Annotated in this window: 25 protein-coding genes, 1 pseudogene and 1 riboswitch; of the genes and pseudogenes, 15 read left to right on the top strand and 11 right to left on the bottom strand. The window is 59.6% G+C overall.

The features are described from left to right. Positions 1-180 precede the first annotated feature (180 nt). From ACTG2T_RS03630 to ACTG2T_RS03605, 6 genes are all read left to right on the top strand, one after another. Positions 181-987: a M48 family metallopeptidase gene (locus tag ACTG2T_RS03630; RefSeq protein ID WP_330124093.1), complete on the top strand. Its 807-nt coding sequence runs from the start codon at positions 181-183 to the stop codon at positions 985-987. Beyond that, positions 975-1,481, top strand: coding sequence for a GNAT family N-acetyltransferase (locus tag ACTG2T_RS03625; protein WP_330124094.1), 507 nt, complete (start codon positions 975-977; stop codon positions 1,479-1,481). The genes ACTG2T_RS03630 and ACTG2T_RS03625 overlap by 13 nt, the downstream gene beginning before the upstream one ends. Before the next feature lie 108 nt (positions 1,482-1,589). After that, positions 1,590-2,492 carry an ROK family protein gene (locus tag ACTG2T_RS03620; RefSeq protein ID WP_330124095.1) on the top strand — a complete coding sequence of 301 codons (903 nt, stop codon included), beginning with the start codon at positions 1,590-1,592 and terminating at the stop codon, positions 2,490-2,492. A gap of 41 nt (positions 2,493-2,533) precedes the next feature. Continuing rightward, a complete protein-coding gene (locus ACTG2T_RS03615; protein WP_005338406.1) occupies positions 2,534-3,259 on the top strand; it encodes a copper homeostasis protein CutC in 726 nt (241 codons plus the stop codon). A 150-nt stretch (positions 3,260-3,409) separates the two neighbouring features. Further along, complete coding sequence (locus ACTG2T_RS03610; RefSeq protein WP_033135133.1) at positions 3,410-4,021, top strand: FKBP-type peptidyl-prolyl cis-trans isomerase; 612 nt, start codon at positions 3,410-3,412, stop codon at positions 4,019-4,021. A 188-nt stretch (positions 4,022-4,209) separates the two neighbouring features. Beyond that, complete coding sequence (locus ACTG2T_RS03605; RefSeq protein WP_005338404.1) at positions 4,210-4,524, top strand: DUF2845 domain-containing protein; 315 nt, start codon at positions 4,210-4,212, stop codon at positions 4,522-4,524. A 52-nt stretch (positions 4,525-4,576) separates the two neighbouring features. Here the strand turns inward: ACTG2T_RS03605 and ACTG2T_RS03600 are convergent, their stop codons facing one another. Beyond that, positions 4,577-4,795, bottom strand: coding sequence for a DUF1107 family protein (locus ACTG2T_RS03600; protein WP_330124096.1), 219 nt, complete (start codon positions 4,793-4,795; stop codon positions 4,577-4,579). A gap of 202 nt (positions 4,796-4,997) precedes the next feature. Here ACTG2T_RS03600 and yfcD point away from each other — a divergent pair, with 202 nt between their 5' ends. Then, positions 4,998-5,480: an NUDIX hydrolase YfcD gene (yfcD, locus tag ACTG2T_RS03595; RefSeq protein ID WP_330124097.1), complete on the top strand. Its 483-nt coding sequence runs from the start codon at positions 4,998-5,000 to the stop codon at positions 5,478-5,480. A gap of 83 nt (positions 5,481-5,563) precedes the next feature. On the opposite strand, the gene ACTG2T_RS03590 is transcribed toward yfcD, so the two are convergent. Further along, positions 5,564-6,490, bottom strand: coding sequence for a phenylacetate--CoA ligase family protein (locus ACTG2T_RS03590; RefSeq protein WP_139399529.1), 927 nt, complete (start codon positions 6,488-6,490; stop codon positions 5,564-5,566). Positions 6,491-6,645: 155 nt separating this feature from the next. Here ACTG2T_RS03590 and ACTG2T_RS03585 point away from each other — a divergent pair, with 155 nt between their 5' ends. Both ACTG2T_RS03585 and ACTG2T_RS03580 read left to right on the top strand, forming a co-directional pair. Beyond that, positions 6,646-7,119, top strand: coding sequence for a peroxiredoxin (locus tag ACTG2T_RS03585; protein ID WP_021229130.1), 474 nt, complete (start codon positions 6,646-6,648; stop codon positions 7,117-7,119). 126 nt (positions 7,120-7,245) lie between these two features. Beyond that, positions 7,246-8,214, top strand: coding sequence for a calcium/sodium antiporter (locus ACTG2T_RS03580; RefSeq protein ID WP_005343920.1), 969 nt, complete (start codon positions 7,246-7,248; stop codon positions 8,212-8,214). Between the two features lie 84 nt (positions 8,215-8,298). Here the strand turns inward: ACTG2T_RS03580 and ACTG2T_RS03575 are convergent. Beyond that, positions 8,299-9,464 (bottom strand): annotated as a pseudogene (locus ACTG2T_RS03575) (type III PLP-dependent enzyme). A gap of 507 nt (positions 9,465-9,971) precedes the next feature. Continuing rightward, a riboswitch (glycine riboswitch) is annotated at positions 9,972-10,087 on the top strand. A gap of 107 nt (positions 10,088-10,194) precedes the next feature. On the opposite strand from ACTG2T_RS03575, the gene ACTG2T_RS03570 reads away from it, so the two are divergent. Further along, positions 10,195-11,571 (top strand): alanine/glycine:cation symporter family protein, encoded by a 1,377-nt coding sequence (locus ACTG2T_RS03570; protein ID WP_005338391.1) that lies wholly within the window; start codon positions 10,195-10,197, stop codon positions 11,569-11,571. 115 nt (positions 11,572-11,686) lie between these two features. Here the strand turns inward: ACTG2T_RS03570 and ACTG2T_RS03565 are convergent, their stop codons facing one another. After that, positions 11,687-12,403, bottom strand: a complete 717-nt coding sequence (locus tag ACTG2T_RS03565; RefSeq protein ID WP_330124098.1) for a lipoyl protein ligase domain-containing protein — start codon at positions 12,401-12,403, stop codon at positions 11,687-11,689. Positions 12,404-12,502: 99 nt separating this feature from the next. Beyond that, entirely contained in the window at positions 12,503-13,900 is a 1,398-nt protein-coding gene (locus ACTG2T_RS03560) for a nucleobase:cation symporter-2 family protein (RefSeq protein ID WP_330124099.1), read from the bottom strand. 246 nt (positions 13,901-14,146) lie between these two features. Here ACTG2T_RS03560 and ACTG2T_RS03555 point away from each other — a divergent pair, with 246 nt between their 5' ends. Then, positions 14,147-15,268, top strand: a complete 1,122-nt coding sequence (locus tag ACTG2T_RS03555) for a GGDEF domain-containing protein (protein ID WP_330124100.1) — start codon at positions 14,147-14,149, stop codon at positions 15,266-15,268. 33 nt (positions 15,269-15,301) lie between these two features. Here ACTG2T_RS03555 and ACTG2T_RS03550 read toward each other — a convergent pair whose 3' ends face one another. Continuing rightward, a complete protein-coding gene (locus ACTG2T_RS03550; RefSeq protein ID WP_005338382.1) occupies positions 15,302-15,550 on the bottom strand; it encodes a YciN family protein in 249 nt (82 codons plus the stop codon). Between the two features lie 124 nt (positions 15,551-15,674). Further along, the gene (locus ACTG2T_RS03545) at positions 15,675-17,054 is read right to left on the bottom strand and encodes an MATE family efflux transporter (protein WP_330124101.1); all 1,380 of its coding nucleotides are present in this window, start codon (positions 17,052-17,054) and stop codon (positions 15,675-15,677) included. Between the two features lie 120 nt (positions 17,055-17,174). Between ACTG2T_RS03545 and ACTG2T_RS03540 the strand changes: the two genes are divergently transcribed. Together ACTG2T_RS03540 and ACTG2T_RS03535 are read left to right on the top strand one after the other, a co-directional pair. Next, on the top strand, positions 17,175-18,032 hold the full coding sequence (locus ACTG2T_RS03540) for a helix-turn-helix transcriptional regulator (protein ID WP_330124102.1): 858 nt from the start codon (positions 17,175-17,177) through the stop codon (positions 18,030-18,032). Between the two features lie 69 nt (positions 18,033-18,101). Continuing rightward, a complete protein-coding gene (locus ACTG2T_RS03535) occupies positions 18,102-19,796 on the top strand; it encodes an NAD-dependent malic enzyme (RefSeq protein ID WP_005338379.1) in 1,695 nt (564 codons plus the stop codon). A gap of 85 nt (positions 19,797-19,881) precedes the next feature. Here ACTG2T_RS03535 and ACTG2T_RS03530 read toward each other — a convergent pair whose 3' ends face one another. The 4 genes from ACTG2T_RS03530 to ACTG2T_RS03515 all read right to left on the bottom strand — a co-directional run bounded on the left by ACTG2T_RS03530 (position 19,882) and on the right by ACTG2T_RS03515 (position 24,382). Continuing rightward, positions 19,882-20,919, bottom strand: coding sequence for an OmpA family protein (locus tag ACTG2T_RS03530; protein ID WP_330124103.1), 1,038 nt, complete (start codon positions 20,917-20,919; stop codon positions 19,882-19,884). A gap of 231 nt (positions 20,920-21,150) precedes the next feature. Further along, positions 21,151-22,149, bottom strand: coding sequence for a porin OmpA (gene ompA, locus ACTG2T_RS03525; RefSeq protein ID WP_005358919.1), 999 nt, complete (start codon positions 22,147-22,149; stop codon positions 21,151-21,153). 308 nt (positions 22,150-22,457) lie between these two features. Beyond that, entirely contained in the window at positions 22,458-23,477 is a 1,020-nt protein-coding gene (ompA, locus tag ACTG2T_RS03520; RefSeq protein WP_139405972.1) for a porin OmpA, read from the bottom strand. Positions 23,478-23,785: 308 nt separating this feature from the next. Further along, entirely contained in the window at positions 23,786-24,382 is a 597-nt protein-coding gene (locus ACTG2T_RS03515) for a hypothetical protein (RefSeq protein ID WP_330124104.1), read from the bottom strand. Between the two features lie 258 nt (positions 24,383-24,640). On the opposite strand from ACTG2T_RS03515, the gene ACTG2T_RS03510 reads away from it, so the two are divergent. Together ACTG2T_RS03510 and ACTG2T_RS03505 are read left to right on the top strand one after the other, a co-directional pair. Then, the gene (locus tag ACTG2T_RS03510) at positions 24,641-24,907 is read left to right on the top strand and encodes a helix-turn-helix domain-containing protein (protein WP_005338367.1); all 267 of its coding nucleotides are present in this window, start codon (positions 24,641-24,643) and stop codon (positions 24,905-24,907) included. A 199-nt stretch (positions 24,908-25,106) separates the two neighbouring features. Further along, positions 25,107-26,447, top strand: a complete 1,341-nt coding sequence (locus ACTG2T_RS03505; RefSeq protein ID WP_330124105.1) for an APC family permease — start codon at positions 25,107-25,109, stop codon at positions 26,445-26,447. The last annotated feature ends 71 nt before the right edge of the window (positions 26,448-26,518 follow it).

Genomic DNA, 26,518 nt, shown 5'->3' with positions numbered 1-26,518 from the left:
TGCCTGCAGTCAGCATGCCCTGATAAAACGAGCCCCAAGCGGGCTCGTTTTGTTTTTGGCGACTGTCAGTTTTGTTAATAGCGTAGGATGGATATTTTTCCGCCAGCCGGGGGCTGGCTCCCTTGCGCAGCAGGGCGGCATTTCCGAGAATAGGGCAACGTTATGGCAAAGGATCCCTTCATGATTGCGTCCCTCTCCAAGTTTGGCCTGGTAGCCCTCTGTAGTTCCCTGCTGGTCGCCTGTGCCCAGTCGCCGACCGGCCGCAGCCAGATGCTGCTCTACTCTCCCCAGCAGATGAACCAGCTGGGCGCCGACTCCTTCGAGCAGATGAAAAAGCAGGAGAAGGTGAGCAAGGATGCCAAACTCAATGCCTATGTCTCCTGTGTCGCCAAGGCGGTGACCGCCCAGGTGCCCGCCAGCTACGGCATTACTGATTGGGAGGTCGTCGTGTTTGATTCCAAACAGGTGAACGCCTTTGCCCTGCCGGGCGGCAAGATCGGGGTTTATAGCGGTCTGCTCAAGGTCGCCAGAAATCAGGATCAGCTGGCGACCGTCATCGGCCACGAGCTGACTCACGTGCTGGCCCAGCACTCCAACGAGCGACTCTCGCGCAGCCAGCTGGCGGGGATTGGTCTTGCGGCTGCGGACATCGCCATGGGCACCAGCGAGTATCGCGGCGCCACCATGGCCGCCCTTGGCCTCGGGGTCGAGGTGGGGGTGATGTTGCCCTATGGCCGTACTCAGGAGAGCGAAGCGGATCGGCTGGGGCTTGAGCTGATGGCGCGCGCCGGGTTCAATCCGGCCGAGGCGATCCCCCTGTGGCAAAACATGAGTGCCGCCGCCGGTGGCAACACCCCGCCGCAACTGCTCTCCACCCACCCGAGCAACGAGAACCGGATCGCCGAGTTGCAGGCGCAACAGGCGCAAGTGTTGCCGCTCTATGAGCAGGCCCGCGCCAACGGTCTGGTGCCCCAATGCAAGGCATAAGCCTGCGCATGGCGCGCAGCGACGATGCCGCCGCCATGACGGTGATGCAGCGAGCCAGCTGGCTCGCTGCCTATGGCCAGGTGCTCGGCGCCGACCTGCTGGAACAGCTCGATGTCACCGCCCATCTGCAGATCTGGCAGAGCCGTCTGGCCGAGCCGGGCCCAAGGCCCATGCTGCTTTGTCTCGATGAGGTGGTGATAGGCCTGCTCTACTGGCAACCACAGCAGGAAGTGGGACAGAGTCATGCCCTGATCCGCGCTTTTTACCTCCATCCCGACCACTGGCGACAAGGCTATGGCAAACGGCTGTGGCAGGCGGTGGCGATGCAGATGCGCCGCGCCGGTTGCCATAGCGTCAAATTGTGGCTGCTCGATGGCAACCACATCGGCGAGGGGTTCTACCTGCGCCGCGGCTTTGTCTTTGATGGCGAGGAGCGCACCCTGATAAGCCTCGGGCAGCCCTGCCTGCAGCGACAAATGAGCCGTTTGCTCTGATCACTCTCCCGTTTTTCGCCTTCGGTCACTTTATTTTTTTTGCGAATTAATACAATGTCCCCCTTGGAACAGAGTTGGATAAACACGGGCTGACAAGGGAGTGCTGGCATGTATTACGGCTTTGATATCGGTGGCACCAAGATCGCCTTCGCGGTCTATGACGGTGCATTGAACCTCTGCCACGAGGAGCGCATGAGCACCCCGGGCAACGATTACGAGGGGCTGCAGCAGCTGATCCGCTCCCGGGTCGAGCAGGCGGATGCCCGCTTCGGCGCACGGGGCTCGGTCGGCATCGGTTTCCCCGGTGTCATCAACAGCCAGGATCACAGCATAGTGGCGGCTAATCTGCCCTCCATCAATGGTCGCCATCTGGGCGCAGATCTGGCCGAACTGCTGGAGCGGTCGGTCAAGGTGGATAACGACGCCAACTGCTTCCTCTGGTCCGAAGTGCATCAGGGTGCCGCCGACGGCGCAGGCAGTGCGCTCGGCGTCACCATCGGCACCGGTATCGGCGGCGCCGTCTATCTGGCGGGCAAGCTTATTCAGGGGCGCAACTGGCTGGCTGGCGAGATTGGTCACTACCCCTTGCCCGCGACCATGCTGATGAAGTACCCCGATTTGCCCCGTCCCCGTTGCGGCTGCGGCCGTCTGGTCTGTTTTGAAACCTATGCCTCCGGCACCGGTCTGGAGCGTCTCTATCACCATTTCCATGGCCAGCGCGCCACGGGTCACCAGATTGTGGGACGCTTCGAGGCCCATGAACCCCATGCGGTCGAGACGGTCGACTGCTGGCTGGAGATCATGGCCGCCGGGCTTGCCACCGCCATTTCGGTGATTGATCCCGAGGTGGTGGTGTTGGGGGGCGGCCTGAGCGGCCTGCCCGCCCTCTATGAACAGCTGCCGTTGCGTCTGCCCGGTCACTTGCTGCCCGGGGTCGCCCTGCCCGAGATCCGCCAGGCCCGCTTCGGCGGCGCCGGTGGTGCGCGCGGCGCAGCCTTGCTCAATCTATGAGATCAGATGTGGGGTCTGATCTCCCCGAAAAAGGAGTCCTCATGACCCGTCTTGAAATCTGTATCGACAACCTGGAATCCCTGTTTACTGCCCAGCAATCCGGGGCGGATCGCATCGAGCTCTGCTCTGCGCTGGGTCTGGGCGGCCTGACCCCCTCCTACGGTTTTATGCAGCAGGCGGCCCGCCACGCCACCGTGCCTGTTTATGCCATGATCCGCCCGCGCGCCGGGGATTTTTGCTTCAATGACGGCGAGTTCGAGATGATGCTGCAAGATATCGCGGCCGCACGTGCTGCGGGGTTGCAAGGGGTGGTGGTCGGTTTGCTGGATGAGGAGGGGCGGGTGCCTGCCGCCAAGCTCAAACAGCTGGTGGATGCCGCTGGCCCGTTGGGAGTCACCTTCCATCGCGCCATCGACCTCTCCTCCGACTGGCGTCTTGATCTGGAGACCATAGTCGCGGCCGGTTGCGAGCGCATTCTGAGCTCGGGCCATGCGCCGACCGCGTTGGCTGGGTTGGAAACCCTGCAAGAGATGCAGCAGGCGCTGGCGGGGCGTGCCAGCCTGATGCCGGGGGCCGGGGTCAATGCCGACAATGTGCGTACCATCATCGAGTTCACCGGAGTGAGCGAAGTGCATATGTCCGGCATGGGCTGGCGCGGTGGCATGGTGCCACACGGAGTGAATATGGGCACTTCGGATGATGGCCGGGTCAATATCACCGACGGTGCCAAGGTGGCGGCAGTCAGAGCCTTGCTGGATCGCGGTTAAGCAGATCGCCGCCGTTGGGCGGCGTTCATCCGCTTCTTGTGTGAAGTTCCTCCCACTGACGGGGAAATCAGGGGCGGCCCCGGCAGCACCCCGACTAAAAGTCTGATATTATCCCGCCTCTTTACTACATGGATCTGGAGCAACATCTCAATGTCCCAATACGACTCTATCGAACAGAAGGCCAGCTATGGCATCGGCCGCAACATGGGTGATCAGCTGGCGCAGCAAGCCTTCGCCGGTCTGGATATCCCGGCCCTGCAACAAGGTCTGGCAGATGCCCTGAATGGTCTGGAGTTCGCGGTCAGCCGTGACGATATCAATGATGCCTTCCAGGTGATCACTGCACGCATGCAAGAAGAGCAGGAAGCCGTTGCCAAGGCCGCCGCTGCTGACGGCGAAGCCTTCCTGGCTGACAACGCCAAGCGCGCTGAAGTGAACGTGACCGACTCCGGTCTGCAGTACGAAGTGCTGGTAGAAGGCAACGGTGCCGTTCCGGTAGCCGGTCAGTCCGTTCGCGTGCACTACCACGGTACCTTCACCCACGGTGGCGTATTCGACAGCTCCGTCGCCCGCGGCCAGCCGGCTGAATTCCCGGTGACCGGCGTGATCGCTGGCTGGGTTGAAGCGCTGCAGCTGATGCCGGTTGGTTCCAAGTGGAAGCTCTACATCCCCCACGACCTGGCCTACGGTGCCCGTGGTGCCGGTTCCATCCCGCCCTACTCTGCACTGGTATTTGAAGTCGAGCTGCTGGACATCCTGTGATCCTGCTGGCTTGATGCAAACGGCGACCCTCGGGTCGCCGTTTGTTTTTGGGGCTTGGTGATAGACAGCATTTGTCGCAACCAGCGGGCTGGAGAGCAGAAAATGGCGGCTCTTTTGCGCCATTGACTGGTTTTTTCAGAAACGGGAACAGGCATACTGCGACTCATTCGACAGGAAAGGAGAACCCGATGAGCAAGAAGATGAAGAAGGTAGCGGGGCTGGCCCTGTTGCTGCTGAGCATTCCGGCCAGTGCCGATGCCATGCGCTGCAAGAACGCCCTGATCACCGAGGGAGACACCACCGCCGAGATGCTGCTCAAGTGCGGTGAGCCGATGTTGCGCGAAGAGCTCAACCGCAACGAGGAGAACCAGTTTGGCAACATGGTGCAGGTCAAATATGGCGAACGCTGGACCTACAACTTCGGCAAGAACGAGTTCATGCGCTTCGTGACGGTGCGCAACGGCATCATTACCGACATCGAAAACGGCCCGCGCGGCCAGTAGCCGGCGGGCAAAGCATGGATACACCACAGACAGTAGGGCAAGACCCTTTGACTCACATGTCCGGCAAAGGCGCGTTGTGACGAAGTTGGTTGACGGCCTGATTGATCTGGCGAGCCAGTCTTAGCCGCTGGCGGCAGGTCAGGCCATGGAGGCTGATCCTGCCCGCGTTGAATTCAAATGTCCCCAGCGACTCGATGGCAAAATAGCCTCGGTGAAAGCTCTTGATGTAGCGGGCGATCTGCCGTGGGGATAACTGCTTGAACATCTTCATCACAAGGTTCCTGATTGCCTGGACAGGGCACATTATGGTGTCGGTCGATGACACTGATATGACGGTTTATAAAGATTTGCATGAATCCTTATTTTGCCAGTGAGCTCGGCAAATTGACGGCATCATCGAAAAAGTTGTGCCATGGCAAACCACCGCACCGATATACTGCGGGCTTGAATGGAACAAATAAAAGGGCCTGTGCGTGGAATGGGTTGATGTGGTGGACGAGGATAACCGGGTGATTGGCGTGGCCGAGCGAGCCAAGGTGCGGCGGGAGAATCTCTGCCATCGCGCCAGCTATATTCTGGTGCTCGACGACGCGGATCGGATCCTGGTGCAGCGACGCACCCTCAGCAAGGATTTCTGCCCCGGAATGCTGGATGCTTGCGCCGGTGGCGTGGTCACCACCGGTGAGGAGATGGAGCGCTCCGCCCGCCGCGAGCTGGCCGAGGAGCTGGGGATTATGGATGTTCCACTGCAGGGCTTTGGCAGCTTTTATGCGGAAGGGGAGGGCTACAGGGTTTGGGGTGGCCTCTTCAGTTGCCGCTATCAGGGACCGCTGCAGTTGCAGGCCGAAGAGGTGAGCGCGGTGCACTGGATGAGCCTGGCCGAGATTGCTGAGCGCGCCAACGAATTTACCCCCGACTCCCTGCTCGCCATCGCCACCTGGCAGGCAAGGCGCTGACCAACTTCATATATTCTCTTCTCCAGAGACAAGACGGGCAGCCTGATGGCTGCCCGTCTGCCTTTGTGCATTTAGTTGGTCTGCTACACCAGCTTGAGGCGTCGGTTGGTGCGCCCGCAAGCGCTTGGCTTGGCGAGCCAGTGCCCTTGCCAGTCGGTGGCGAGGCGCAGCAATGGATACTCCAGATCGAGTCGGGTCACCACCAGCTGGCCGGTCTCGTCGCCGCTCACGGGATTGCCGCTGGCGGGATCGATGATCTCGACGATGCAGCTCTCATTGACGATAAAGCCCTGACCGGGCTGACTCTCGTAGGCCACCACCCCTACATCCTGCCACACCAGACAGTTGAGGGCCGCAATGCCGTGAATGGCGCGCAGTGGTGCCGTTTCGGGATGGGTTGCTTCGCACAATAGGGCGTGGCGCAGCGAGTCGCTCGGGATCTCTGCTGCCTCGGCCGCTTCCAGCAGGTCGAGCAGGGTCACCAGCGGGCCGACATAGCCGGTGGGTTGATAGCGCAGCAGTGCCTCCAGCTGGCGCTGGGTATCGTGGGGGCCGCAGGGTACCACGGGAGCCCCCAGCTGGCGGGCGCCGTTATCGAAGATAAAGGCGGTGGGGCCAGCGTGATAGTCGTGGCCGTTGAGCATCACTTCCCCCGCCTTGAAACCGGCGGCAAACAGCGCCCGGGCGGCCCCCCACCAGTCAGCACCCGCATACTCGGGGATGGCCAGCTGGCCCGGACAGGAGAAGACCCGCAGCGCCTGACTGGCCGGACGGCCGGTGAGACCGGCAAAGGGGGGATGAGCTTGCTGGGCGGCAAAGAGCTCTTTGCTGTCGAGCAGTGGCAGGGTGGCCAGCTCTGCCAGATCCTCGAGGCGGCACTGGCGATAGGCGCTGGAGTAACCGGCGCAGTATTGACTGACATGGGTAAGCTGATGATTGAGCTGGTCCAGTTGCTGCTGTTCGCGCATGGCGGGGGGACGAATTTCCAGACCATCGTAATAGTGTTGCATGGGGCCTCCTGGCGCCGTGAAACCAGCTCAAGAGTAGTCTGCCCAAGGGGAAAATGCCTGCCGCTATCCATGGTCAGGCTCAGAGCTGCTGTTAGGCGGCATCGTCACTCTGGGATAAACTGGCGACTTCCCATCACGACTCAGGACGAGAAATCATGATTGCTGTAGGACAACCCCTGCCTGCGGGCGAATTTACCTTTATCACCGCCGAGGGCAAGCAGCTGCGGGATAGCCAGACGCTGTTCGCCGGTAAAAAAGTGGTGCTGTTTGCGGTACCTGGCGCCTTTACTCCCACCTGCTCCAATGCTCATCTGCCCGGCTATGTGGTGCTGGCCGATCAGTTTATGGCCAAAGGGGTGGATGCCATCTGTTGTCTGTCGGTCAACGACGCCTTCGTGATGCGGGCCTGGCAGACGGCCCAGAATGCCGAGGCGATCACCATGCTGGCGGATGGCGACGGCAGCTGGACCCGGGCGCTGGATCTGGCCAAGGATACCGGCGCCTTTGGCGGCATCCGTGCCCAGCGCTTTGCGTTGATCGCCAACGATGGTGTAGTCGAGCAGCTGTTTGTGGAGGCACCGGGCAAGTTCGAGGTCTCCGATGCCGCGAGCCTGCTGGCTGCACTGTGAAATGTTAATCACGGTTTGATTTCCCCTTGAAATGGGAGGCGGCACAGCTACACTGGCGCCACTTTCCCATGGTGCCTGCCCGTTTGGGCTGGCGCTTCGTTGCAGATAACAAGAGATGAAGATCCTATGACCCTGGCTTTTGTTGCCCTGATTGCCGGACTGGCGCTGCTGGTCTGGAGTGCAGACAAGTTTGTCGATGGCGCTGCTGCCACCGCCCGTTATGCGGGGATGCCGCCGCTGCTGATCGGCATGGTGATCATCGGTTTTGGTACCTCGGCCCCGGAGATGGTGGTCTCGGCGCTGGCGGCGTCCCAGGGCAATCCCGGGTTGGCGCTCGGCAATGCCTATGGCTCCAACATCACCAATATCGCGCTGATCCTGGGTCTGACGGCACTGATCAGCCCTATCGCGGTGGCCTCTCAGGTTGTGCGCAAGGAGATCCCGATCCTGCTCGGTATTACCCTGCTCTCCGGCGCACTGCTGATTGATGGTCATCTGGGCCGGATGGATGCGGTCATTCTGGGGGCCGTCTTCGTTGCCCTGATGGGCTGGTCCATCTGGGCTGGCATGAATGGCAAGGGCGATGCGCTGGATACCGAGACCGCCGAGGATATCGAGAGCGAGGGGATGTCCCTCAAGAGCGCCATCTTCTGGCTGGTGGTCGGGCTGGTGCTGCTGATCGGCGCTTCCCGCCTGCTGGTGTGGGGGGCGGTGACCATCGCTCAGGCGCTCGGTATCAGCGATCTGGTGATTGGTCTCACCATAGTCGCGGTGGGAACCTCCCTGCCGGAGCTGGCCTCGTCCCTCATCGCCATTCGCAAGAACGAGCATGATCTGGCCCTTGGCAACGTGCTCGGCTCCAACCTGTTCAACACCCTGGCGGTGGTGGGGATTGCGGCGGGCATCCACCCGCTCGATGTGGCGCCGGAGGTGCTCACCCGTGACTGGAGCATCATGATGGGGCTGACCCTGCTGCTGCTGGTGATGTGTCTGGGCCGCAAGGGGCAGGGCCGTATCAACCGGTTGGAGGGGGGCGTGCTGCTCACCTGCTTCGTCGCCTACACCGGCTGGCTGCTGACCAGTCAGTTTATCTGATAGGGGTTGGTGAAATGAGAGAGGGGGAAGCGCAAGCTTCCCCCTCTTGTTTTTGCCCAGTGAACCTGTTGGCGAGCGGTGTGCTCAGGCTACTGCCACCAGCTTCTGCCCCTTCTGGCTGCTGTCCAGAATGAGGATGCTGGCCTTGGGGAAGAAGTTGAAGGTGGAGGCCGAGGCCCAGGTGTAGGCGCCCATCACCTTGCCAACCACCAACTCGCCGATAGCCAGGTCCGGCAGCATGATGCCATCGCGGATCACATCCACGCTGTCGCAGGTGGGGCCGGAGAGCACCGAGTTGTGTTGCTCGCCACTGGCATAAGGCGTGCTCACCGGATAGGTGACGTGGTCATAGAGCTGGCCGTTGTAGCTGCCGTAGAGACCGTCATCCAAGTAGTACCAGATCTTGTCGCCGCGGTGGGCCTTGCCCATCACGCTGGAAACCGAAGTCATGGCCGGTGCGCTGATAAAGCGGCCCGGTTCGGCAATCTTCTGCACGGTAGCGGGCAACTTGGCCAGCGCTTCGCGGATCGGGGCGCAGAAGCCGTCGATATCGAACTCGCCCCCCTCATAATCGACCGGGAAACCGCCGCCGATATCCAGCACCCAGGGCTTGAGCCCGAGCGCCCAGGCCTGCTCCATGATCTCGCGGCAGGCGTCGATGGCCTGCACATGGCGACGGGCGTGGGGTACCTGGGAGCCGACGTGGAACGACAGCCCCATCACCTTGATCCCCTTGGCGTGGGCCAGTTGCAACAGCGGCAGCGCCTGCTCCGGAGTGCAGCCGAACTTTTTGGAGAGATCGACCTTGGTCTCGGGGTTCGGGAAGCTGACCCGCAGCAGCAGTTTCACTTCGTCCTTGTAGGGAATGAACTTCTCCAGCTCCAGCGGGTTGTCGTAGACAAACACGGTGCAGCCGAACTCCAGCGCGTAACGGATATCGCTGTCGCGCTTGATGGGATGGGTATGAATGCAACGTCCCGGGCGAACCCCCTGACTGCGACCAGATCCACTTCGCCATTGGTGGCTAGATCGAAACAGGCCCCCTCTTCCTTCAAGACAGAGACCACCGCCTCATGGGGCAGGGGTTTGAGTGCATAGTGCAATCGTACATCGGGCAGGGCGGCGGCCAGGGCCCGATACTGTTTGCGGACGGCTGCCTTGTCGAGCAGCAGCAGGGGGGAGCCGAATTGTTCAACCAGCTGACGGTAATCTTGTGCGACCACATCTTTTGCAACCAGGGTCTCGTTCATTCTCTTTTGGTCATCCTTAGGGGGCGTGATATGCCCAAGCCATATGCGATTGAACCGGCGACGGCCGGGTCAGGCGAGCGGTCCGGTGGGACCAACCGAACACAGTGCATAAATTGATAACAAAGTGCTTGGTTATGCAGCGGATTATCGGCTTATTGATTCTGTGTGCAAGCATTTTGATTGGATATGTCGGCAAGATTTTCTTGGCGAAACGAGAGGGATCACTGTTCTCTATCCGCCATTTTTCCCGTTTGGGCCACATTTGATTCGTGAGAGCCTAACTTGTTGATAGTTAACTAACATTTAACATTCTTGCTGCGATTCTGATGGTCACTAAAAAAATATAAATGGGGGCGGCCAAGTGCGAGACAGCTCACATTTTTTGGATTAACATGCCGACTTCCTAATCCAAACTAGTTCGGATGAAGGTAGCAGGAGAGCGATGGGCAACCATCCACCGAAGAAGTGAATCTTTCAGGTACCGGGCAACCGGTGTGGACTGCTACTGGACGATACTCTGGAGAGACCCGTTAAATCGGGCGCCGAAGGAGCAAGGCACCATGACTACCCGCAAGGGCAGGCTGGCGCCGGAAACTCTCAGGCAAAAGGACAGAGGGGATGGGATGGTTGTACCTGGGCTTGGCCCGCATCCGATCGCCTCTGGCCGATCGCGACACCTATGGGAAGATCATCCTTCTCCTCCTTAATTTCTGTTTCTTAAGGAGGATGCATGTCATCAATTCAATCGGCGTTAACCGCCATCGATAGCTTTATCTGGGGGCCGCCCCTGCTGATCCTGCTGGTCGGGACCGGTATCTATCTCACCCTGCGTCTGGGTCTGCTTCAGGTCGTGCGCTTGCCACTCGCGCTGCGGCTGGTCTTTGGCCGCGATCAGGGGCAGGGCAAGCAGGGGGATGTCTCCAGCTTCGGCGCCCTCTGTACCGCCCTCTCTGCCACCATCGGTACCGGCAACATCGTCGGGGTGGCTACCGCCATCAAGCTCGGCGGCCCCGGTGCCCTGTTCTGGATGTGGATGGCGGCGCTGTTCGGCATGGCCACCAAGTACGCCGAGTGTCTGCTGGCGGTCAAATATCGCGAGCAGGATGCCAATGGCCAGATGGCGGGTGGCCCCATGTACTATCTGGAGAAGGGGCTCGGTTCCAAGCCGCTCGCCAAGCTGTTTGCCCTATTTGGTATCGGTGTGGCCTTCTTCGGGATCGGTACCTTCCCGCAGGTCAATGCCATCTCCGATGCCATGAGCCTCTCCTTCTCGGTGCCCCGTGAAGCGACCGCCGTGGTGCTGACCCTGATCGTGGCGCTGGTGACCCTGGGGGGGATCAAGTCCATCTCCAGCGTGTCGAGCAAGGTGGTGCCCTTCATGGCCATCTTCTACATCGTCGCCTGTCTGGGCGTGCTGGTGAACAACGCCAGCGCCCTGCCCGATGCCGTCATGCTGGTTATCGAGAGTGCCTTCACCGGCCATGCGGCGACCGGCGGCTTCGTCGGTGCCAGCATCATGCTGGCCATTCAGTCCGGGGTGGCGCGCGGGGTTTTCTCCAACGAATCGGGACTGGGCTCTGCGCCCATCGCGGCGGCGGCAGCCAAGACCGATTCGTGCGTGGAGCAGGGGCTGGTCTCCATGACCGGTACCTTCATCGACACCATCATCATCTGCACCATGACCGGCCTGACCCTGGTGGTCACAGGCGTGTGGAGCGGCGATGCAAGCGGCGCGGCCATGACCAGTCTGGCCTTTGCCCAGGGGCTTGATGCCCATGTTGGCCAGTATCTGGTGAGCATTGGCCTGCTGTTCTTCGCCTTTACCACCATCCTTGGCTGGAACTACTACGGCGAGCGCTGCACCGAGTACCTGTTCGGGGTGAAGGCAATCAAGCCCTATCGTCTGGTCTATCTGGCGCTGGTAGCGAGCGGTGCTTTCCTCCATCTGGACATGATTTGGCTGCTTGCCGATATCGTTAACGGCCTGATGGCGGTGCCCAACCTCATCGGCCTGATTGGCCTGCGCCATGTGGTGATCGCCGAGACCCGCGCCTACTTTAGCCGGGATCTGGATAGCGAAGCCGAGCCGGAGCCGCAGACGGCCTGAGAGCCTCGGCCCGTTTCACGTGTCCATTGAAAAGAACAAGCCACGACTCCGGTCGTGGCTTTTTTTGTGCGCTGTGTCTATGGGCGGGGACTTTCCCTCTCCCTTCGGGATAAGGTCAGGATGAGGGGGATAGCCCCTCGCTCAGCAGGCTATCCAGACGTGCTCGCACTTTCTCTACCAGTGCCTGATCGCTACCGTGCCAATCGATGCAGCTTGCCAGCGTGGTGGAGGTTCCCGCCATAAAACGCAGCTCGCCGCCCGCCAGCTCGTAGAAGCGGCTCGCCATTCTGGTTCCCTCATCCACATCACCCGCCACCAGCAGCATGGCTTGCGCCAGCACGGCGCCCTGGTGATCCTGCCCCGGTGCCAGCCAGCGCTGGGCAGTGCCGGTGATCTTGCGTCCCCCGATCACCAGATTGTACTGACCATCGCAAAAGGATCCGGGCACGAAGTCATAGTCTCCCTCAAGGCCGTACTCCGCCAGCAGGGTCAGCAGCGGCGCCCCCAGCAGCCGGTAGTAGTGGGCGAGGTCTGTGGTGGTGCGGGGCAGCAGCAGGGATAGGTTGAGGATCCCCACCCCGTGGGGCACGGCGGTACCGCCACTGTCGCGCACATGTACCGGCCAGCCTTCATCTGCAAGTTGCTGGCAGGCGGCTTCGTAATGGGGGAGGCGGGTATCTTTGCGAGTGACAATCAGGCATTGGGGCGCCTGCCAGAGGTGAGCGCGGGGCTGGCCGTCATGGGCACAGTCGCGCAACCAGCACTGCTCTTGCGCCAGTATCTGTGCGGGTGAAGCGGTATCGGGGAGGGGGGAGAGCAGGCGATAGGGCATGGCGGCATCCTCAAAAAAGGCTGCCCAGCACACTACCCGTGGCGACTGGCAAGGTAAAGCCCCGCAGTGCGGGGCTGTTTGCTATCGGTAGGCGATCTCTTAGGAGTGACGCGCTTCGCGCTTGGGCAGCAGCAGGTTGAGCACTATGGCGGTAATGCCACCGGTGGCGACGCCGTAGGAGAGCACGCTCTTGGCCAGCTCCGGCAGGTGTTGCAGCACTTCCGGCACCTGCGCGACTCCCAGCCCCATGGCCAGCGACACCGCCAGGATCATCAGGGCGCGGCGATCCAGCTCCTCGCGGGCAATGATGCGCACGCCAGCGGCGGCGATGGTGCCGAACATCACGATAGTGGCGCCCCCCAGCACGGGCTCGGGGATCTGCTGTACCAGGCTGGCGACCGCCGGGAACAGGCCAAGCAGGGCCAGCATGGCGGCGATAAAGAGCCCGACATGGCGGCTGGCCACCCCGGTCAGCTGAATAACGCCGTTATTCTGGGCGAAGGTGGACATGGGGAAGGTGGAGAACACCGCCGCCAGCATGGAGTTGGCACCATCGGCCAGCACGCCGCCTTTGATCCGCTCCATATAGACAGGCCCTTCCAGTGGCTCGCCGGAGATATCCGAGGTGGCGGTCATGTCGCCGATTGCTTCGAGCGCCGTCACCACGAAGATGATGGCGAGCGGCACGAACAGCTGCCAGTCAAAGCCGAGACCGTAGTGGAGCGGAATGGGCACCATCACCAGGGGGCCGTCGAAGGTGGGGGCGCTCACTTTGCCCAGCAACAGCGCCACGGCATAGCCCGCCAGCATGGCGATCATGATGGCGGAGAGGCGTAACCAGGGGTTGCGACTGCGTTGCAGCAACACGATAAGGCCGAGCACCAGCAGGGAGAGGAAGAGGTTGGTGTGACTGGCGAAGCTGCCATCAGAGAGGGCTGCATAGCCGCCGCCCATGCTGATGAGACCTACTTTGATCAGGGTCAGACCGATCAGCAGCACCACGATGCCGGTCACCAGCGGGGTGATGATCCGTTTCACCAGATGGAGGAAGCGGCTCATCACCACGATAGTGAGTGCTGCAACCATCATGGTGCCGAACAATGTGCCCAACAGATCCTCGGTGGGCATGGCGGCCTGCTTGAGGGCGAGGCCGGAGGCGATGATGGGGCCGAGGAAGTTGAAGCTGGTGCCCTGTACCGAGAGCAGGCCGGAACCGATGGGGCCGAAGCGGCGGGTTTGAATGAAGGAGGCGATGCCGGACATGACCAGCGACATGGAGACGATATAACGGGTGTCGGCGGCAGGGAGGCCGAGGGCATTGGCGATAATCAGGGGCGGGGTAATGATGGCGACAAACATGGCGAGCATATGCTGCAGGGCGGCGAACAGCGTCTGGGGCAGAGGCGGGATATCCTCTATGCCATAGACCAGTTCGCTATGGGCTCGCCTGGGTGGATGTGCCTCTCGATTGGCGCATGTGACAGCAGCCTGTTCCATAAGTACCTCGAATTGTGTGGGGAGGGGGAGAAAATTGGGCGCTATTGTAGTGATTGAAATGAGGCTGACCAGCGCTAATTATGCAAAAAAAGGTTTATTTTTTGATGGGTTGAAACGTTTGCGCGCTGCGATTATCATCTGTCGGTTTGTGTGATCGACATCTCCTTTTTATTCTCCCCGCTAATGACATTTTTACCACTTTGTAGGTGTAGAATGAGCCCTCAGTATTCATCGTGGAGACTCTGGATGCTCAAGTTGTCAGAGTTCTGGAGTGCGAGGGTTCACTCCGAAGATTTTACTCGTACTCGCATGGGATTTATGACGGTGCGGTTGCGCCTGCTGACCTGCTTGCTGATGCTTGGATTGCCCGCCTGGGCAGTGGTGGATTGGTTGACCTTGCCCGCCGTTCATTTCGAGCAGCTGTTCCAGGCCAGGATCTTCTGCACCCTGGCGCTCTCGCCACTTATTCCGCTCTCGTACCTCATCCACTTCAAGCGGGAGCGGATGAAGCTGGCCCTTGGCTACCTGATGGCCGTGATGATGCTCTTCTCCCTCTTCTGCCTGAACAGCTTTGGCGTAGGACAGGAGTTGCAGGCGGGTTATGCGGCCTTTCCCTATCTGCTGATCACCCTGTTTGCCATCTTCCCCATCCCCCTCTCCCTCGGCTTGCAACTGGCAGGCGTGGTACTGGTGACCATGCTGCTGGGCCACTGGCTGCTGGTGGGACAGAGCATCTGGAGTCAGGCCACTCTGAATCAGGTGTGGGTGCTCGGCATGTTTACCATGGCCAGTTGCTGGGTGCAGTGTGGCCAACTCAACATGCTGCTGCGGCTCTATCGGGAATCGACCACCGATGAGCTGACCGGCATGATGAACCGCCGCCTGCTGATGAAGCAGCTGGAGCAGGCCAGAATCCGGCTGCAACTCAAGAAGAAGCCCTTTGCGGTGATGCTGCTGGATCTCGATCGCTTCAAGCGGATCAACGATATCTACGGCCATCTGGCGGGGGATGCGGTGCTCAAGGAGGTGGCTACCACCCTGGGCGAGCAGCTGGAGCCTGACATGGTGCTGGGGCGTTATGGTGGTGAAGAGTTTGCCATCCTGATGCACAACTGCGCCGATCCGGCACTGGCGAGCAAAATGGCCGAGCGGCTGCGCATTGCCGTCGAGGCGCGTCTGGTGAAGAGCCCCACCTCGGACGAATTGCTGGAGGTGACGGTGAGTATCGGGATTGCCATGGCTCGTTCCGATGACACCATCGACATTCTGATCAACCGTGCTGACGAGTGCCTCTATCAGGCCAAGATGGCGGGACGCAACTGCGTGGTGGTCGAGGGGCAGAACCGCGCAAAAACAGATGCCGCCTGAGGGCGGCATCCTGTTGGCAATGAGCTGGCGAGATCAGGCCAGCTTGTACTTGCCGGAGAGCTGCTGGGCCAGCAGCTTGAACATGTTGAAGACCGCCATGGTCTTGCCGGTCGGGGTGCCATCTTCGGCCAGGAAATACTCCCCCTTGAACACCAGAATATCCCCCTTCTGCTCCACCGAATCGGCGCGCATACCGTGGATGAAGTCTTCATGCTCTTTGATGATCTTGTTGGCCATCTCAAGCAGGGCCGTCTCGGTGATCAGCTCTTTCTGTGGTTGCATGCTCGTCTCCTTAAACGACTACTGGACAGGGAAATCGTGGAATCCCTGCCTCTGATTGAAGAGGCGCCCAGCATACTGCAAACAGGGTTTTTCTGTCATTGATATGACCCCGATTTGTGGCTGTTTATCCGATCACCAGATTCTTCAACCAGCAGCGTTGGCGAATACGGCGCTGCACCAGCAGCACCTTGCTGAGCTCCTCCAGCAAGACCACCGCCACCACCCAGGAGAGGGGCCAGCCGAGCAGCGTGACCGCCACCCAGGCGAGCGGTATGCCGATGCACCACATGCCGACAATATCGATGAAGATGCTGTAGTTCACATCACCGCCAGAGCGCAGTACCCCGATGATCCCCACCATGTTGAACACCTTGAGCAGCATCCCGAGGCACATGATGCCGAGCACCTGTCCAGCCTCTGTCATCAGCTCGGGGGGCAGGTTGCCGACCCACTGCAGCAGGTTGGCTTGCAGCAGCCAGACGATGATCCCCACCAGTAGCGCGCCAATCGGTGCCAGCAGCAGGAACAGCTGGGAGTGCTGCCAGGCGACCTCGTACTCCTCGGCCCCGAGCCGGTGGCCGAGCAGGGTGGAGCAGGCCACCGCCAGTCCGAAGAAGAGGGAGATAAGGGTGCTCTCCAGGGTGCCGAGGGTGGTCATGATGGCCAGCGAATCGGTGCCAAGATGGGCGTAGAGAAAGCCGTAAATCAGCATGCCGAAGGCCCAGAGGCCGTCATGGAACAGCAGCGGCAGGGCGATCAGGGTAAAGCGCACCACCTCCTTGCGCTTGAAGGCGGCCAGCCAGTCTGGTGCGCGCGGGATCAGGCGCGCCTCATAACGCTTTACGTAGAGCAGCAACAGGGCTGTCTGCAGCAGCCGGGAAATGGTGGTGCCCCAGGCCGAACCGACGACCCCCATCGCCTCGAAGCCGAAGTGACCGAAGATGAGGGCGTAGTTGAGGATGACGTTGGCGATGATGGCGATAATGCCGATGCGGGTTGGCGCAGCGGCATTGCCGACCGAGCGCAGGGCTGACTCCAGCGGCACTACGATGGCGGTACAGAGGATGGTGGCGCCGGTGATCATCAAGAATTGATCCGCCAGCTCGCGCAGTGCCGGATCCTGACTGGCAAAACCCAGCACGCTGCCCGGTGATAACACATAGATGAAGGCAAAGGGCAGGGTGACCAGCAGGGCGCCCACTATGGCCAGCGCCAGGGAGCGGCGCACCCCGGCCATCTCCCCGCGCCCGAAGTATTGTGCTGCCAATACCGAGACCCCGCCCGCGAGGCCCGCTATCACCAGCAGATTGAAAAAGAAGACCCGGTTACCCAAGCCGACCGCCGCCACAGCCGTGGTGCCAAGCTGGCTCACCATCATGATATCGATGAGGCCGAGCAGGGAGAACATCATGGATTGCAGCGAGACAGGCAGGGCCAGCCGCCACAATCGGGTCATGAACTCGCGATCGGTGGTTTGTTTTAAAATCGCTTGCCAATAATTCATAGTTGTTAACCGGGTATGAGAAAAGCAAGGTTTGTCAGGGGTATGATAGGGGCTGATGAGGCTCTTCTCACTGTGAGTAGCTCTCTATTTTCTTGTGTAAAAATATCCTGTTGAGGTGTTATGCCATTTGCCAGCGAGTGTCTGGAGATAGCGCCAGCCTGTGAAGAGCAGATGCTGGGACGTGAAGGGCTGCCCCTGCTCGGCGAGGCGGGGATCTTCCTGACCGGCCTCTCCCGGGTGCGGGATCACTACCTCATCCGTCGCAATCGCCCCGAGTTTCACATTCTGATGGTGAGTCACGATGAGGGTGGCGCGCTGCTCACCGACGAGGGTGAGCAAGCCATTCCGGCCGGGTCACTGATTTTCCTGCCCGCCGCCGTGCCCGGCGGTCTCAAACTGATTGGCGAAAGCTGGCAGATCAGCTGGATTTTGCTCGATGACGTGCCGCGCTGGCAGCATCTGCACCGCCTTGGTCACCGTATCTGGCAAGGGGATGGCGGCGATCAGCTCTACCATCTGCTCAGCCTGATGCAGGGGGAAGGGGTTCGCTCTTCGCTGCAACCCCAACTGCTTAGCCTGTTGCTGGCGCTGCTGGAGCGCACCCTGCAAGGGGAGGTGCGCGGCACCCCTGAACTCAGATTGCAGGCACTGTTTCGCCGGGTGGAGGCGCGCCTGGACGAACCCTGGTGTGTCGCCCTGCTGGCCCGACAGATGGCTTGCTCTGTACCCCATCTGCACCGGCTTTGTCAGCAAGCGTTCGGTATGGGGCCGATGGCGAGGGTGACCGAGCTCAGAATGAACAAGGCGCGCCAGCTGCTGCTCTATACCAATTGGCCACTTGGCGAGCTGGCGGCCCGGGTCGGTTACAGCGATGGTGCCAACTTTGCCAACCGCTTTCGTCGTCTGACTGGTCAGACCCCCGGCGCCTTTCGTCGACTGGGTCGCAAACCTTTTGCAACGGATGTGCAAACTCTTTGAAATTAATGAGACAAGCCCCTAGGATCGGCGGGTCCCTGCGTCTAGCTAACCGTTTAGGTACCAAGATCCATGTTTGAAGATAATAACCAGAAACGTCCTCTCTACATTCCCTACGCCGGTCCCGCCCTGCTGGAGACCCCTTTGCTCAACAAGGGCAGCGCCTTCACCAGCGAAGAGCGCAGCAACTTCAACCTCGAAGGTCTGTTGCCCCAGAATATCGAGACCATCGAAGAGCAGGCCGAGCGCGCCTATCGCCAGTTCATGGCGTTTGGCAACGACATGGACAAGCACATCTACCTGCGCAACATCCAGGATACCAACGAGACGCTCTTCTACCGTCTGCTGCACAACCACCTGACCGAGATGCTGCCCATCATCTACACCCCGACGGTGGGCAAGGCGTGCGAGGAGTTCTCCAACATCTATCGCCGCGCCCGTGGCCTGTTTATCTCCTATCCGGACAAGGACAGGATCGATGACATGCTGCAAAACGCCACCAAGCAGAACGTCAAGGTGATCGTGGTGACCGATGGCGAGCGGATCCTGGGTCTGGGTGATCAGGGGATCGGCGGCATGGGCATTCCCATCGGCAAGCTCTCCCTCTACACCGCCTGTGGCGGTATCTCGCCCGCCTACTGCCTGCCGGTGGTGCTGGATGTCGGCACCAACAACCAGCAACTGCTGAATGACCCCTTCTATATGGGGTGGCGCAATCCGCGTATCTCGGGGGATGAGTATGCCGAGTTCGTCGATGCCTTCATTCAGGCGGTCAAGCGCCGTTGGCCCGACATCCTGCTGCAGTTCGAGGACTTCGCCCAGAACAACGCCATGCCACTGCTCAACCGCTACAAGAACGAGCTCTGCTGCTTCAACGACGATATTCAGGGCACTGCGGCGGTGACGCTGGGCAGCCTGATCGCCGCCTGCAAGGCCTCCGGCGCCAAGCTCTCCGAGAAGCGGGTTGCCTTCCTCGGTGCGGGCAGCGCCGGTTGCGGTATCGCCGAGCAGATCGTGGCACAGATGAAGGCCGAGGGGCTGACCGATGCCCAGGCCCGCAGCCGTGTCTTTATGGTGGACCGCTTTGGTCTTATCACCGACAAGATCCCCAACCAGCTCGATTTCCAGCGCCGTCTCTCCCAACCGGTGGAGCGCATCGCCGACTGGCCGGTGGGGGACAATATCTCCCTGCTGGAGGTGATGGAGCACGGTCGCCCGGACATCCTGATCGGGGTCTCCGGCCAGCCGGGGCTGTTTACCGAAGAGGTGGTCAAGACCATGCACAAGCACTGTGCCCGTCCCATCATCTTCCCGCTCTCCAACCCCACCTCCCGGGTCGAGGCGACGCCGGCAGACCTTATCCGCTGGACCGACGGTCAGGCGCTGGTGGCCACCGGCAGCCCGTTCGCACCGGTGGAGCACAAGGGCAAGCGCTACGTCATCGCCCAGTGCAACAACTCCTTCATCTTCCCGGGGATCGGCCTTGGCGTCATCGCCTCCGGCGCCACCCGGGTGACCGACGCCATGTTGATGTCGGCCAGTCGCGCGCTGGCAGAGTGTTCGCCGCTGGTGAAAGGGGAGGAGGGTTCTCTGCTGCCGGATCTGGCGGATATCCATCAGGTCTCCCGCTACATCGCCAAGATGGTAGCCAAGACCGCCATGCTGCAGGGCAAGGCGGTGCAGACCCCGGACGAGGTGATCGATCAGGCCATCGACGCCAACTTCTGGCATCCGGAATATCGCCGCTACCGTCGCACCTCGTTCTGATTTCTGCGGGAAGATGCAAAGCAAAAGGGATGCCTCGGCATCCCTTTTTACTGCACGTCTGACATGGTTATCGCCTCAAGATCAACTACTCGCTGCCGCCCTGTACGCCGGTGACGCGCACCTCGACCCGGCGATCCGGCCCAAGGCAGTCGATGAGCGCCGCCTTCGCCTTGATGGCATCACACTGGTTGCCGGTGACCGGATTACTCGCGCCATTGCCCTGGATGCTCACCTTGTCGGCAGGTAATCCCTTGCTGACCAGAAAGTCGGCAACGGTTTGGGCCCGAGCTTCTGACAACCTCTGATTGTTGGCATCCGAGCCGATGCGGTCGGTATATCCCATCACGACCGCACTGCCATCCTTGGGCTGCACGTCGACGATCTGCTGGTAGAGATCGTCCAGCGCACTCATTCCCTCCTGTTTGAGGTCCGCTTTGCCAAAGGCGAACAACACATCGGAACTGAGGTTGAAGGTCTGATCCACCACTTCCGGTTCGGCCGGTGGCGGGGGAACCACGACCGGGGCGGGCGTGGGGGCCGCTTCTTTAGGTTGGCTGCGGTTCGGGTGGATCACCAGCTCCAGCGTGGCGGTGCTGATGTCGCTGACCCAGCGCTGGGTACCGCTGTTGGCTTTGCCGTTATCCGGATCATCGCCAATGCGCACTATGTAACGGTAGCGTGCCTGCAGATCGACCCAGTCATGGAGCCGGGCCGTCACTCCCAGACCCGCCAGCGGCGCCAGGTTGTCGTCCCCGCCATTGACCGACTCGACGTGATAGATATAGCCACCGCCCTCGGCAAAGAGCGAGAACATCTCGCTGAGCGGCAGGCGGCCAATGACTGACAGCGTGGCTCCCTTGCTGTTGAAGTCATGGCCGCTGATATCCCAGTCACCGGTGGAGAGATAGCCAATCTCGGCCCCCAGATTTTCCGTGAAGTTGTAGCCGCCAAACAGGGAGAGCGCAGTCGCATCCTTGCCGACATCCTGACTGAAATCACTCAGATTGTGGGCAATGGCCCAGCCACCGCCAACCCCGGCATACCAGTCGTGAACCGGTTCCGCTTGTGCGCCTGTGCTCGCCAATGCCAGTGCAATCCACACAGGTTTTACTGTTATGTTCATCGCGTATCCTCGTCGATGTTTGGTGTAGTGAGGTTGCCTGCTGGTCAAACCCCACACTTATGTATAGGTGACGGGCTGTTTTTAACCACCAAAGAGGTATGGGGGCGACACGCCGTGAACCATGGCGCGAGACGGGAAGAGGAAGGGGGCAAAAGAGGGTTGCAAGGTGGGTGAAATAAGCGGCAAGAAAAAGGAGGCCAGGTGGCCTCCTTGTTACGTCGGACTGCAGGATTACTGTTGTACTTGCTGCACGCCGGTGACGCGTACTTCTACACGGCGATCCGGTGCCAGGCAGGAGATCAGCTGAGCCTTGCCCTTGACGCTGTTGCACTGGGTGCCGGTGACCGGATTGGCTTCACCGCGACCTTCGATGGCAACTTTGCCAGCCGGCAGACCTTTGCCAACCAGGAAGTCGGCTACGGTACGGGCACGCGCTTCGGAGAGTTTCAGGTTGTAGGCGTCAGAGCCGATACGGTCGGTGTAACCGACGACCACGGCGCTGCCATCTTTCGGCTGAACATCAACGATCTGCTGATACAGGGTGTTCAGCGCTGCGACACCTTCTGGCTTGAGGGTGGATTTGCCAAAGGCAAACAGCACGTCAGAGCTCAGGGCGAAGTTCTTGTCGACCAGTACCGGCTCGGGAACCGGCTCAGGCGCAGGGGCGGCAACCGGGGCAACATAAGAGGTACGGTTCGGGTGCATCACCAGCTCCAGGGTCGCGACGCTCATGTCGCTCTCCCAGGTTTTCTGCTCGTCACCCAGATTCCACAGATAGCGGTAGCGTGCTTGCACATCGATAAGGTCGGAGAGCTTGGCAGTCAGGCCCAGACCCGCCAGCGGCGCAGTGCCGTTGTCGCTGTTGCCATTGCCGTTGACGTGATTGAAGTAGGCACCGCCTTCAGCAAACACCGAGAAGATATCGCCGAGCGGCAGGCGGGCGATACCGGAGAGGGTGGCACCCTGGGTTTTGAAATCGGCACCGTCAACGCCCGCTTTACCGGCGTAGAGGTAGCCCAGTTCAGCTGCGTAGTAGTCGTTGAAGTTGTAACCGCCGAACAGGCTCAGCGCAGTGGCGTCTTTGTCAGTGTCTTTGCCAAAATCATCCAGACCGTGGGCATATGCCCAACCTGCACCAACACCGGTGTACCAGTCATCGGCAGCCTGAGCTGTGGTGCCTGCGGCGGCGAGCGCCAGTGCAATCAGGGTAGGAGCCATTTTGAGTTTCATCGGTTTATCCTCGTTGTGTTAGCCCATGTCGGGCAATGCACTTGTTTTTATTGCTGCGAAAAATCGCCAGCAAAGTGGATAGCGAAGGCTTTGGACTCTCATGATGCATTGGCGTCATGGACAACAGACCGGACAAGAAGCGCTTTTTAGTGCTTATCCAATACCTTACAGGCGCAACTACTTTATGCTTTCGAGACGGGGCAGGCAAGGGCAGGGAGGCGGGAGTGAGGGATGCAAGCGAGAACTAGGCAAACAAAAAGGGATGCCGCAGCATCCCTTTTTTTTCGCACTATCTGAACGAGGTCAGATTATTGCTGAACTTCTTGTACGCCAGATACGCGAACTTCTACGCGACGATCCGGAGCCAGGCAGGAGATCAGTTGAGCTTTAGCAGTTACGCCGTTGCACTTGGTGCCGGTAACCGGGTTGGCTTCGCCACGACCTTCGATGGCAACTTTGCTGGCAGCCATACCTTTGCTCACCAGGAAGTTAGCAACGGTACGGGCACGGGCTTCAGACAGCTTCTGGTTGTAAGCGTCGGAACCGATACGGTCGGTGTAACCAACAACAACAGCGTTGCCATCTTTCGGCTGGAACTCAACGATTTGCTGATACAGACCGTTCAGGGCTGCAACGCCTTCCGGCTTCAGGGTGTCTTTGCCGAAGGCAAACAGTACGTCTGAGTTCAGGGCGAAGTTCTTCTCTACAACTTGCGGAGCAGGAGCCGGAGCTTCTTCAACTACCGGAGCAGCTACCGGAGCTACGTAGGAAGTACGGAACGGGTGGTATACCGCTTCCAGAGTAGCGATGCTCTGGTTGGCTTTGTAACGCTCACCGTTGGCGTGCAGGTCAGCCACGTCCCACATGTAGCGGTAGCGAGCTTGCAGATCCAGCGCGTCATTTACCTTGTAAGTCACACCAGCACCGGCCAGCGGGGAAACTTTAGTGTCGCTGGTACCCAGACCATCGGTGTGACCCCAGTAGGCGCCGCCTTCAGCGAACAGGGAGAAGTCGTTGCCAACCGGCATACGGGCGATACCGGACAGGGTGGCACCCTGGCTTTCGTAACGGTTGCCGTTGGTGTTGCCACGACCGGTGTACTGGTAGCCCAGTTCGGTACCGAAGTTTTCGGTGAAGTTGTAACCCATGAAGGCGTTGGCAGCAGCCGCGTCTTCCTGGCCTACATTGGTGCTTTCCAGCTTGTTCAGGCCGTTGAAGTGAGTAGCACCGACACCGGCACCGAAGTAGATGTCGTCAGCGGCGTGAGCAGCGGTAGCACCCAGAGCAGCCATGGCGATGGCGATCATGGAAGGAGCCATTTTCATCATAAAAAAATCCTCGTTGAGATCGCACGTTATTCACGTGCTTCACACTTTGTAATTTATGTAAGCTGCAGGCTCCGCCGTACGGCTGGCGTCGAGTCTGGCAGATGACCCGGCAGAACCGGGTTGCACACTCTCCTGGTGTGTCGAGTGCGCTGGCATGGCACGCAATGCGTGAGAAACCACTGCCAGGCAACTGATGTCATTCCGATGACGAGGCGCACTCTATGCCGATTTTAAAACATGATCAAGCTCACAAATGAGCCTTGTGGCAAATTGTGTCGTGCTCTTAACTGGCTGTTTATTTTGATTAATTAGTGATCCAGATAGGCCCTGTGCAGTTTCTTCTCCAGCTTCATATAAGCCTGAACCCAGTCGCTATGCGGGCTGGCAGGATTCGCTCTGGCGGCAAAGACCGCAAGGTAATCTGCCTGGGTTGCGCTCTGCAGCAGGGGGGTAAATGTCATCAAGAAATGTCGGGCCAGATAGGGGTCAAGGGGCCAGATGTTGAGGATGGCGCGAGCCACAGGCTGAACCGCAGCTGAACAGATGAAGTGGTGGTGTCCCGCCTCCAGCCAGTCGGCCATCTCGCACATACCCGATTCGGGCACCAGACCACCATCACCTTGAGTGGTTGCCAGAGCAATTGCCTGACCGTTTACCGTGATGAGCTGCTCATTGTTATGCAAGGTGCCGTCGTGGCTGCGCAGGGCCAGGTCCGGGCATGCCTGTTCAAGAAACAGGCTGCAGCTCTCCGGCAGGGCGGCCAGCAGTTCGCTAGCGTGGCTGGACATCAAGGCCGGAAGCCAGAATGCTTCGGAGCGATATTGTTCACCTTGCAGGCGCTGTTGTGCCAGTTCTTCTGTGCTGGATACGGGGTGCAGGCGAGAGATAATGCCGGGAAACGCCATACTTATTCCTCTTAATGGGTATCCGGCGGATTATACGAGTTATTGGGGGGGCCACAATAAAGGTTTCTTTTCGAGACTGTTTACCTGAGGCGGCTGAGCGATTACCATCCCCCCTTGAAGGCAAGGGTTGTCGCCGAAAGGCGCTCATAAGATAGAGGCTCGACCATAACGAGTCCGAACAAAACTGATACACTTGACTACGAGTCGTCGCGAAAAATAAAAGGCGGAGTAAATCCGCCAAACGGAGTATGGAACATTATGAATTCAAATATCGTCACTGTTGGCAAGAAGATCCGTCAGATCCGTGAAGCGGTCGGTTTGAGCCGTCCGAAGTTTGCAGATTTGCTGGGTGTTCCTCCCACCACGCTGAAAAACTACGAACTGGGTTACCGTGAAGTTGGGGGCGCCTTCCTGGTTGCCCTGGCGCACCACCCGGATCTGCACAAGTTCACCCTCTGGCTGCTGGCAGACAAGAAAGTCGCCGAAATCGGCCAGATTGGCCCGGATGACCTCGCCAAGGCGTGATCATCGATGTGAATAGAAATGCCGCCTTCGGGCGGTATTTTTTTTGGGTTGCCGATCGATATTTTGATCTAACTCGCTTTGAATTATCCATGCAGGCCAACGAGAATAAGCGGCCCCGAAAAGTGGGCCCCTGGTGGTATCTGGCCACCTGAACACTATTACATTCAGGATGATATGAGCAATCGTATGGAGTATGGGTATGAGCAGTAATGAGTTGGATAAACGTTATGGCCTGATGACTGCCATTGCGATGGTGGTCGGCGTGGTGATCGGCTCCGGTGTCTTCTTCAAGGCCGATGATGTACTGCGTCTGACTGGCGGTAATCTGGCCATTGCGCTGCTGGCATGGGCGCTGGGGGCATTTTCGATGATCTTCGGCGCGCTGGTGTTTGCCGAGTTTGCCCAGCGGATCGAAAAGTCCAACGGTATCGTCGATTATGCCGAAGCGGCATACGGCAAAATGTTTGGTTATATGGTGGGGTGGTTCAAAGGCGTACTCTATTACGCCCCTCTTTCCGCCATCCTTGCCTGGGTCGCCGCTCTGTACACCATGATCTTGCTCGGCAGTGATAATCCGACCAACTCTGGTGCGACCTGGATACTGGCGGCTGTCTATATGACGGTCACCTATCTGATCAACTTCTATACCCCGGTTCTGGCGGGCAAGCTGCAAGTGGGCTCTACCCTGATCAAGTTGATCCCGCTGATCCTGGTTGCCATTGTGGGCACCATTTCAGGCTTGCTCAATGGTGTCACCGTGACCAACTTTGTGCAGGCAATGGATGGGATAGGAAGCACCGGAGGCACTCTGGCCACGGCCGTGGTTGCCACCGCCTTCGCTTATGAGGGGTGGATTGCCGCTGTGACCATCAACAGCGAAATTCGCGATTCCAAGAATAATCTGCCCAGAGCGCTGGTGATTGGCACCCTGATAGTCTTTGTGGTCTATGTCACCTATTTTCTGGGGATCGCCAGCGTCTTGCCGACGGACGAGATAGTGGCGCAAGGGGATAACGCGGTAAATCTCGCGACAACCAGCCTGTTTGGCGGGACTGCTTCGACCATTTTGACCGTGTTTGTGATTATCTCCTGCCTCGGCACCCTCAATGGTTTGGTATTGGCGACCATGCGTATTCCCTACTCGCTGGCGATCCGCAATCAGGGGCCTGCCCCCAAGTGGATGAGCCGTATCGAACCGCATCACCACATGCCCATCAACTCGGCCCTCGCGGCAGCCTTGTTGTCGGTGATCTACTCAGTGCTGTGGTACTGCAGCATCAACGAGACATTCGGTCGTTACATCGCTCTGGACGAGATGCCGATCGTGCTGATTTATGGCCTCTATCTGTTCCTCTATGTCTGGTACATGCGCACCTTTACCGAGTTGGGCTGGATAAAGCGGTTTGTGATCCCGACCTGCGCCACCCTGGGTGCGCTCATCATTCTGTATGGCGGTATCACCAATCCCAGTCTGGGGCTCTATCTGCTGGTCTCTGTGGGGGTGATTCTGCTCGGGTTGCTCTTCTACCGTAAGGAGTAACCGAGTAAGGAAGTTGAAAAAAAAGCGCCGAATGGCGCTTTTTTTCATGTGTAAACCGCAGCATGCCGACA

The sequence above is a fragment of the Aeromonas sp. 75A genome (assembly GCF_051919425.1).
GTDB classification, from domain to species: domain Bacteria; phylum Pseudomonadota; class Gammaproteobacteria; order Enterobacterales; family Aeromonadaceae; genus Aeromonas; species Aeromonas veronii.
This window is presented reverse-complemented; position numbering and strand designations above follow the sequence as displayed.

Excerpts from the sequence above, each read along its gene's own strand:
- ACTG2T_RS03540 (WP_330124102.1), top strand. The coding sequence starts at position 17,175 with ATGCCATTTGCCAGCGAGTGTCTGGAGATAGCGCCAGCCTGTGAAGAG.
- ACTG2T_RS03505 (WP_330124105.1), top strand. The coding sequence starts at position 25,107 with ATGAGCAGTAATGAGTTGGATAAACGTTATGGCCTGATGACTGCCATT.
- ACTG2T_RS03625 (WP_330124094.1), top strand. The coding sequence starts at position 975 with ATGCAAGGCATAAGCCTGCGCATGGCGCGCAGCGACGATGCCGCCGCC.
- ompA (WP_139405972.1), bottom strand. The coding sequence starts at position 23,477 with ATGATGAAAATGGCTCCTTCCATGATCGCCATCGCCATGGCTGCTCTG.
- ACTG2T_RS03565 (WP_330124098.1), bottom strand. The coding sequence starts at position 12,403 with ATGCCCTATCGCCTGCTCTCCCCCCTCCCCGATACCGCTTCACCCGCA.
- ACTG2T_RS03590 (WP_139399529.1), bottom strand. The coding sequence starts at position 6,490 with ATGCAACACTATTACGATGGTCTGGAAATTCGTCCCCCCGCCATGCGC.
- ACTG2T_RS03510 (WP_005338367.1), top strand. The coding sequence starts at position 24,641 with ATGAATTCAAATATCGTCACTGTTGGCAAGAAGATCCGTCAGATCCGT.
- ACTG2T_RS03610 (WP_033135133.1), top strand. The coding sequence starts at position 3,410 with ATGTCCCAATACGACTCTATCGAACAGAAGGCCAGCTATGGCATCGGC.
- ACTG2T_RS03585 (WP_021229130.1), top strand. The coding sequence starts at position 6,646 with ATGATTGCTGTAGGACAACCCCTGCCTGCGGGCGAATTTACCTTTATC.
- ACTG2T_RS03515 (WP_330124104.1), bottom strand. The coding sequence starts at position 24,382 with ATGGCGTTTCCCGGCATTATCTCTCGCCTGCACCCCGTATCCAGCACA.
- ACTG2T_RS03580 (WP_005343920.1), top strand. The coding sequence starts at position 7,246 with ATGACCCTGGCTTTTGTTGCCCTGATTGCCGGACTGGCGCTGCTGGTC.
- ACTG2T_RS03555 (WP_330124100.1), top strand. The coding sequence starts at position 14,147 with ATGCTCAAGTTGTCAGAGTTCTGGAGTGCGAGGGTTCACTCCGAAGAT.
- ACTG2T_RS03570 (WP_005338391.1), top strand. The coding sequence starts at position 10,195 with ATGTCATCAATTCAATCGGCGTTAACCGCCATCGATAGCTTTATCTGG.
- ACTG2T_RS03560 (WP_330124099.1), bottom strand. The coding sequence starts at position 13,900 with ATGGAACAGGCTGCTGTCACATGCGCCAATCGAGAGGCACATCCACCC.
- ACTG2T_RS03630 (WP_330124093.1), top strand. The coding sequence starts at position 181 with ATGATTGCGTCCCTCTCCAAGTTTGGCCTGGTAGCCCTCTGTAGTTCC.
- ACTG2T_RS03605 (WP_005338404.1), top strand. The coding sequence starts at position 4,210 with ATGAGCAAGAAGATGAAGAAGGTAGCGGGGCTGGCCCTGTTGCTGCTG.
- ompA (WP_005358919.1), bottom strand. The coding sequence starts at position 22,149 with ATGAAACTCAAAATGGCTCCTACCCTGATTGCACTGGCGCTCGCCGCC.
- ACTG2T_RS03550 (WP_005338382.1), bottom strand. The coding sequence starts at position 15,550 with ATGCAACCACAGAAAGAGCTGATCACCGAGACGGCCCTGCTTGAGATG.
- ACTG2T_RS03530 (WP_330124103.1), bottom strand. The coding sequence starts at position 20,919 with ATGAACATAACAGTAAAACCTGTGTGGATTGCACTGGCATTGGCGAGC.
- ACTG2T_RS03600 (WP_330124096.1), bottom strand. The coding sequence starts at position 4,795 with ATGAAGATGTTCAAGCAGTTATCCCCACGGCAGATCGCCCGCTACATC.
- ACTG2T_RS03535 (WP_005338379.1), top strand. The coding sequence starts at position 18,102 with ATGTTTGAAGATAATAACCAGAAACGTCCTCTCTACATTCCCTACGCC.
- ACTG2T_RS03620 (WP_330124095.1), top strand. The coding sequence starts at position 1,590 with ATGTATTACGGCTTTGATATCGGTGGCACCAAGATCGCCTTCGCGGTC.
- ACTG2T_RS03615 (WP_005338406.1), top strand. The coding sequence starts at position 2,534 with ATGACCCGTCTTGAAATCTGTATCGACAACCTGGAATCCCTGTTTACT.
- ACTG2T_RS03545 (WP_330124101.1), bottom strand. The coding sequence starts at position 17,054 with ATGAATTATTGGCAAGCGATTTTAAAACAAACCACCGATCGCGAGTTC.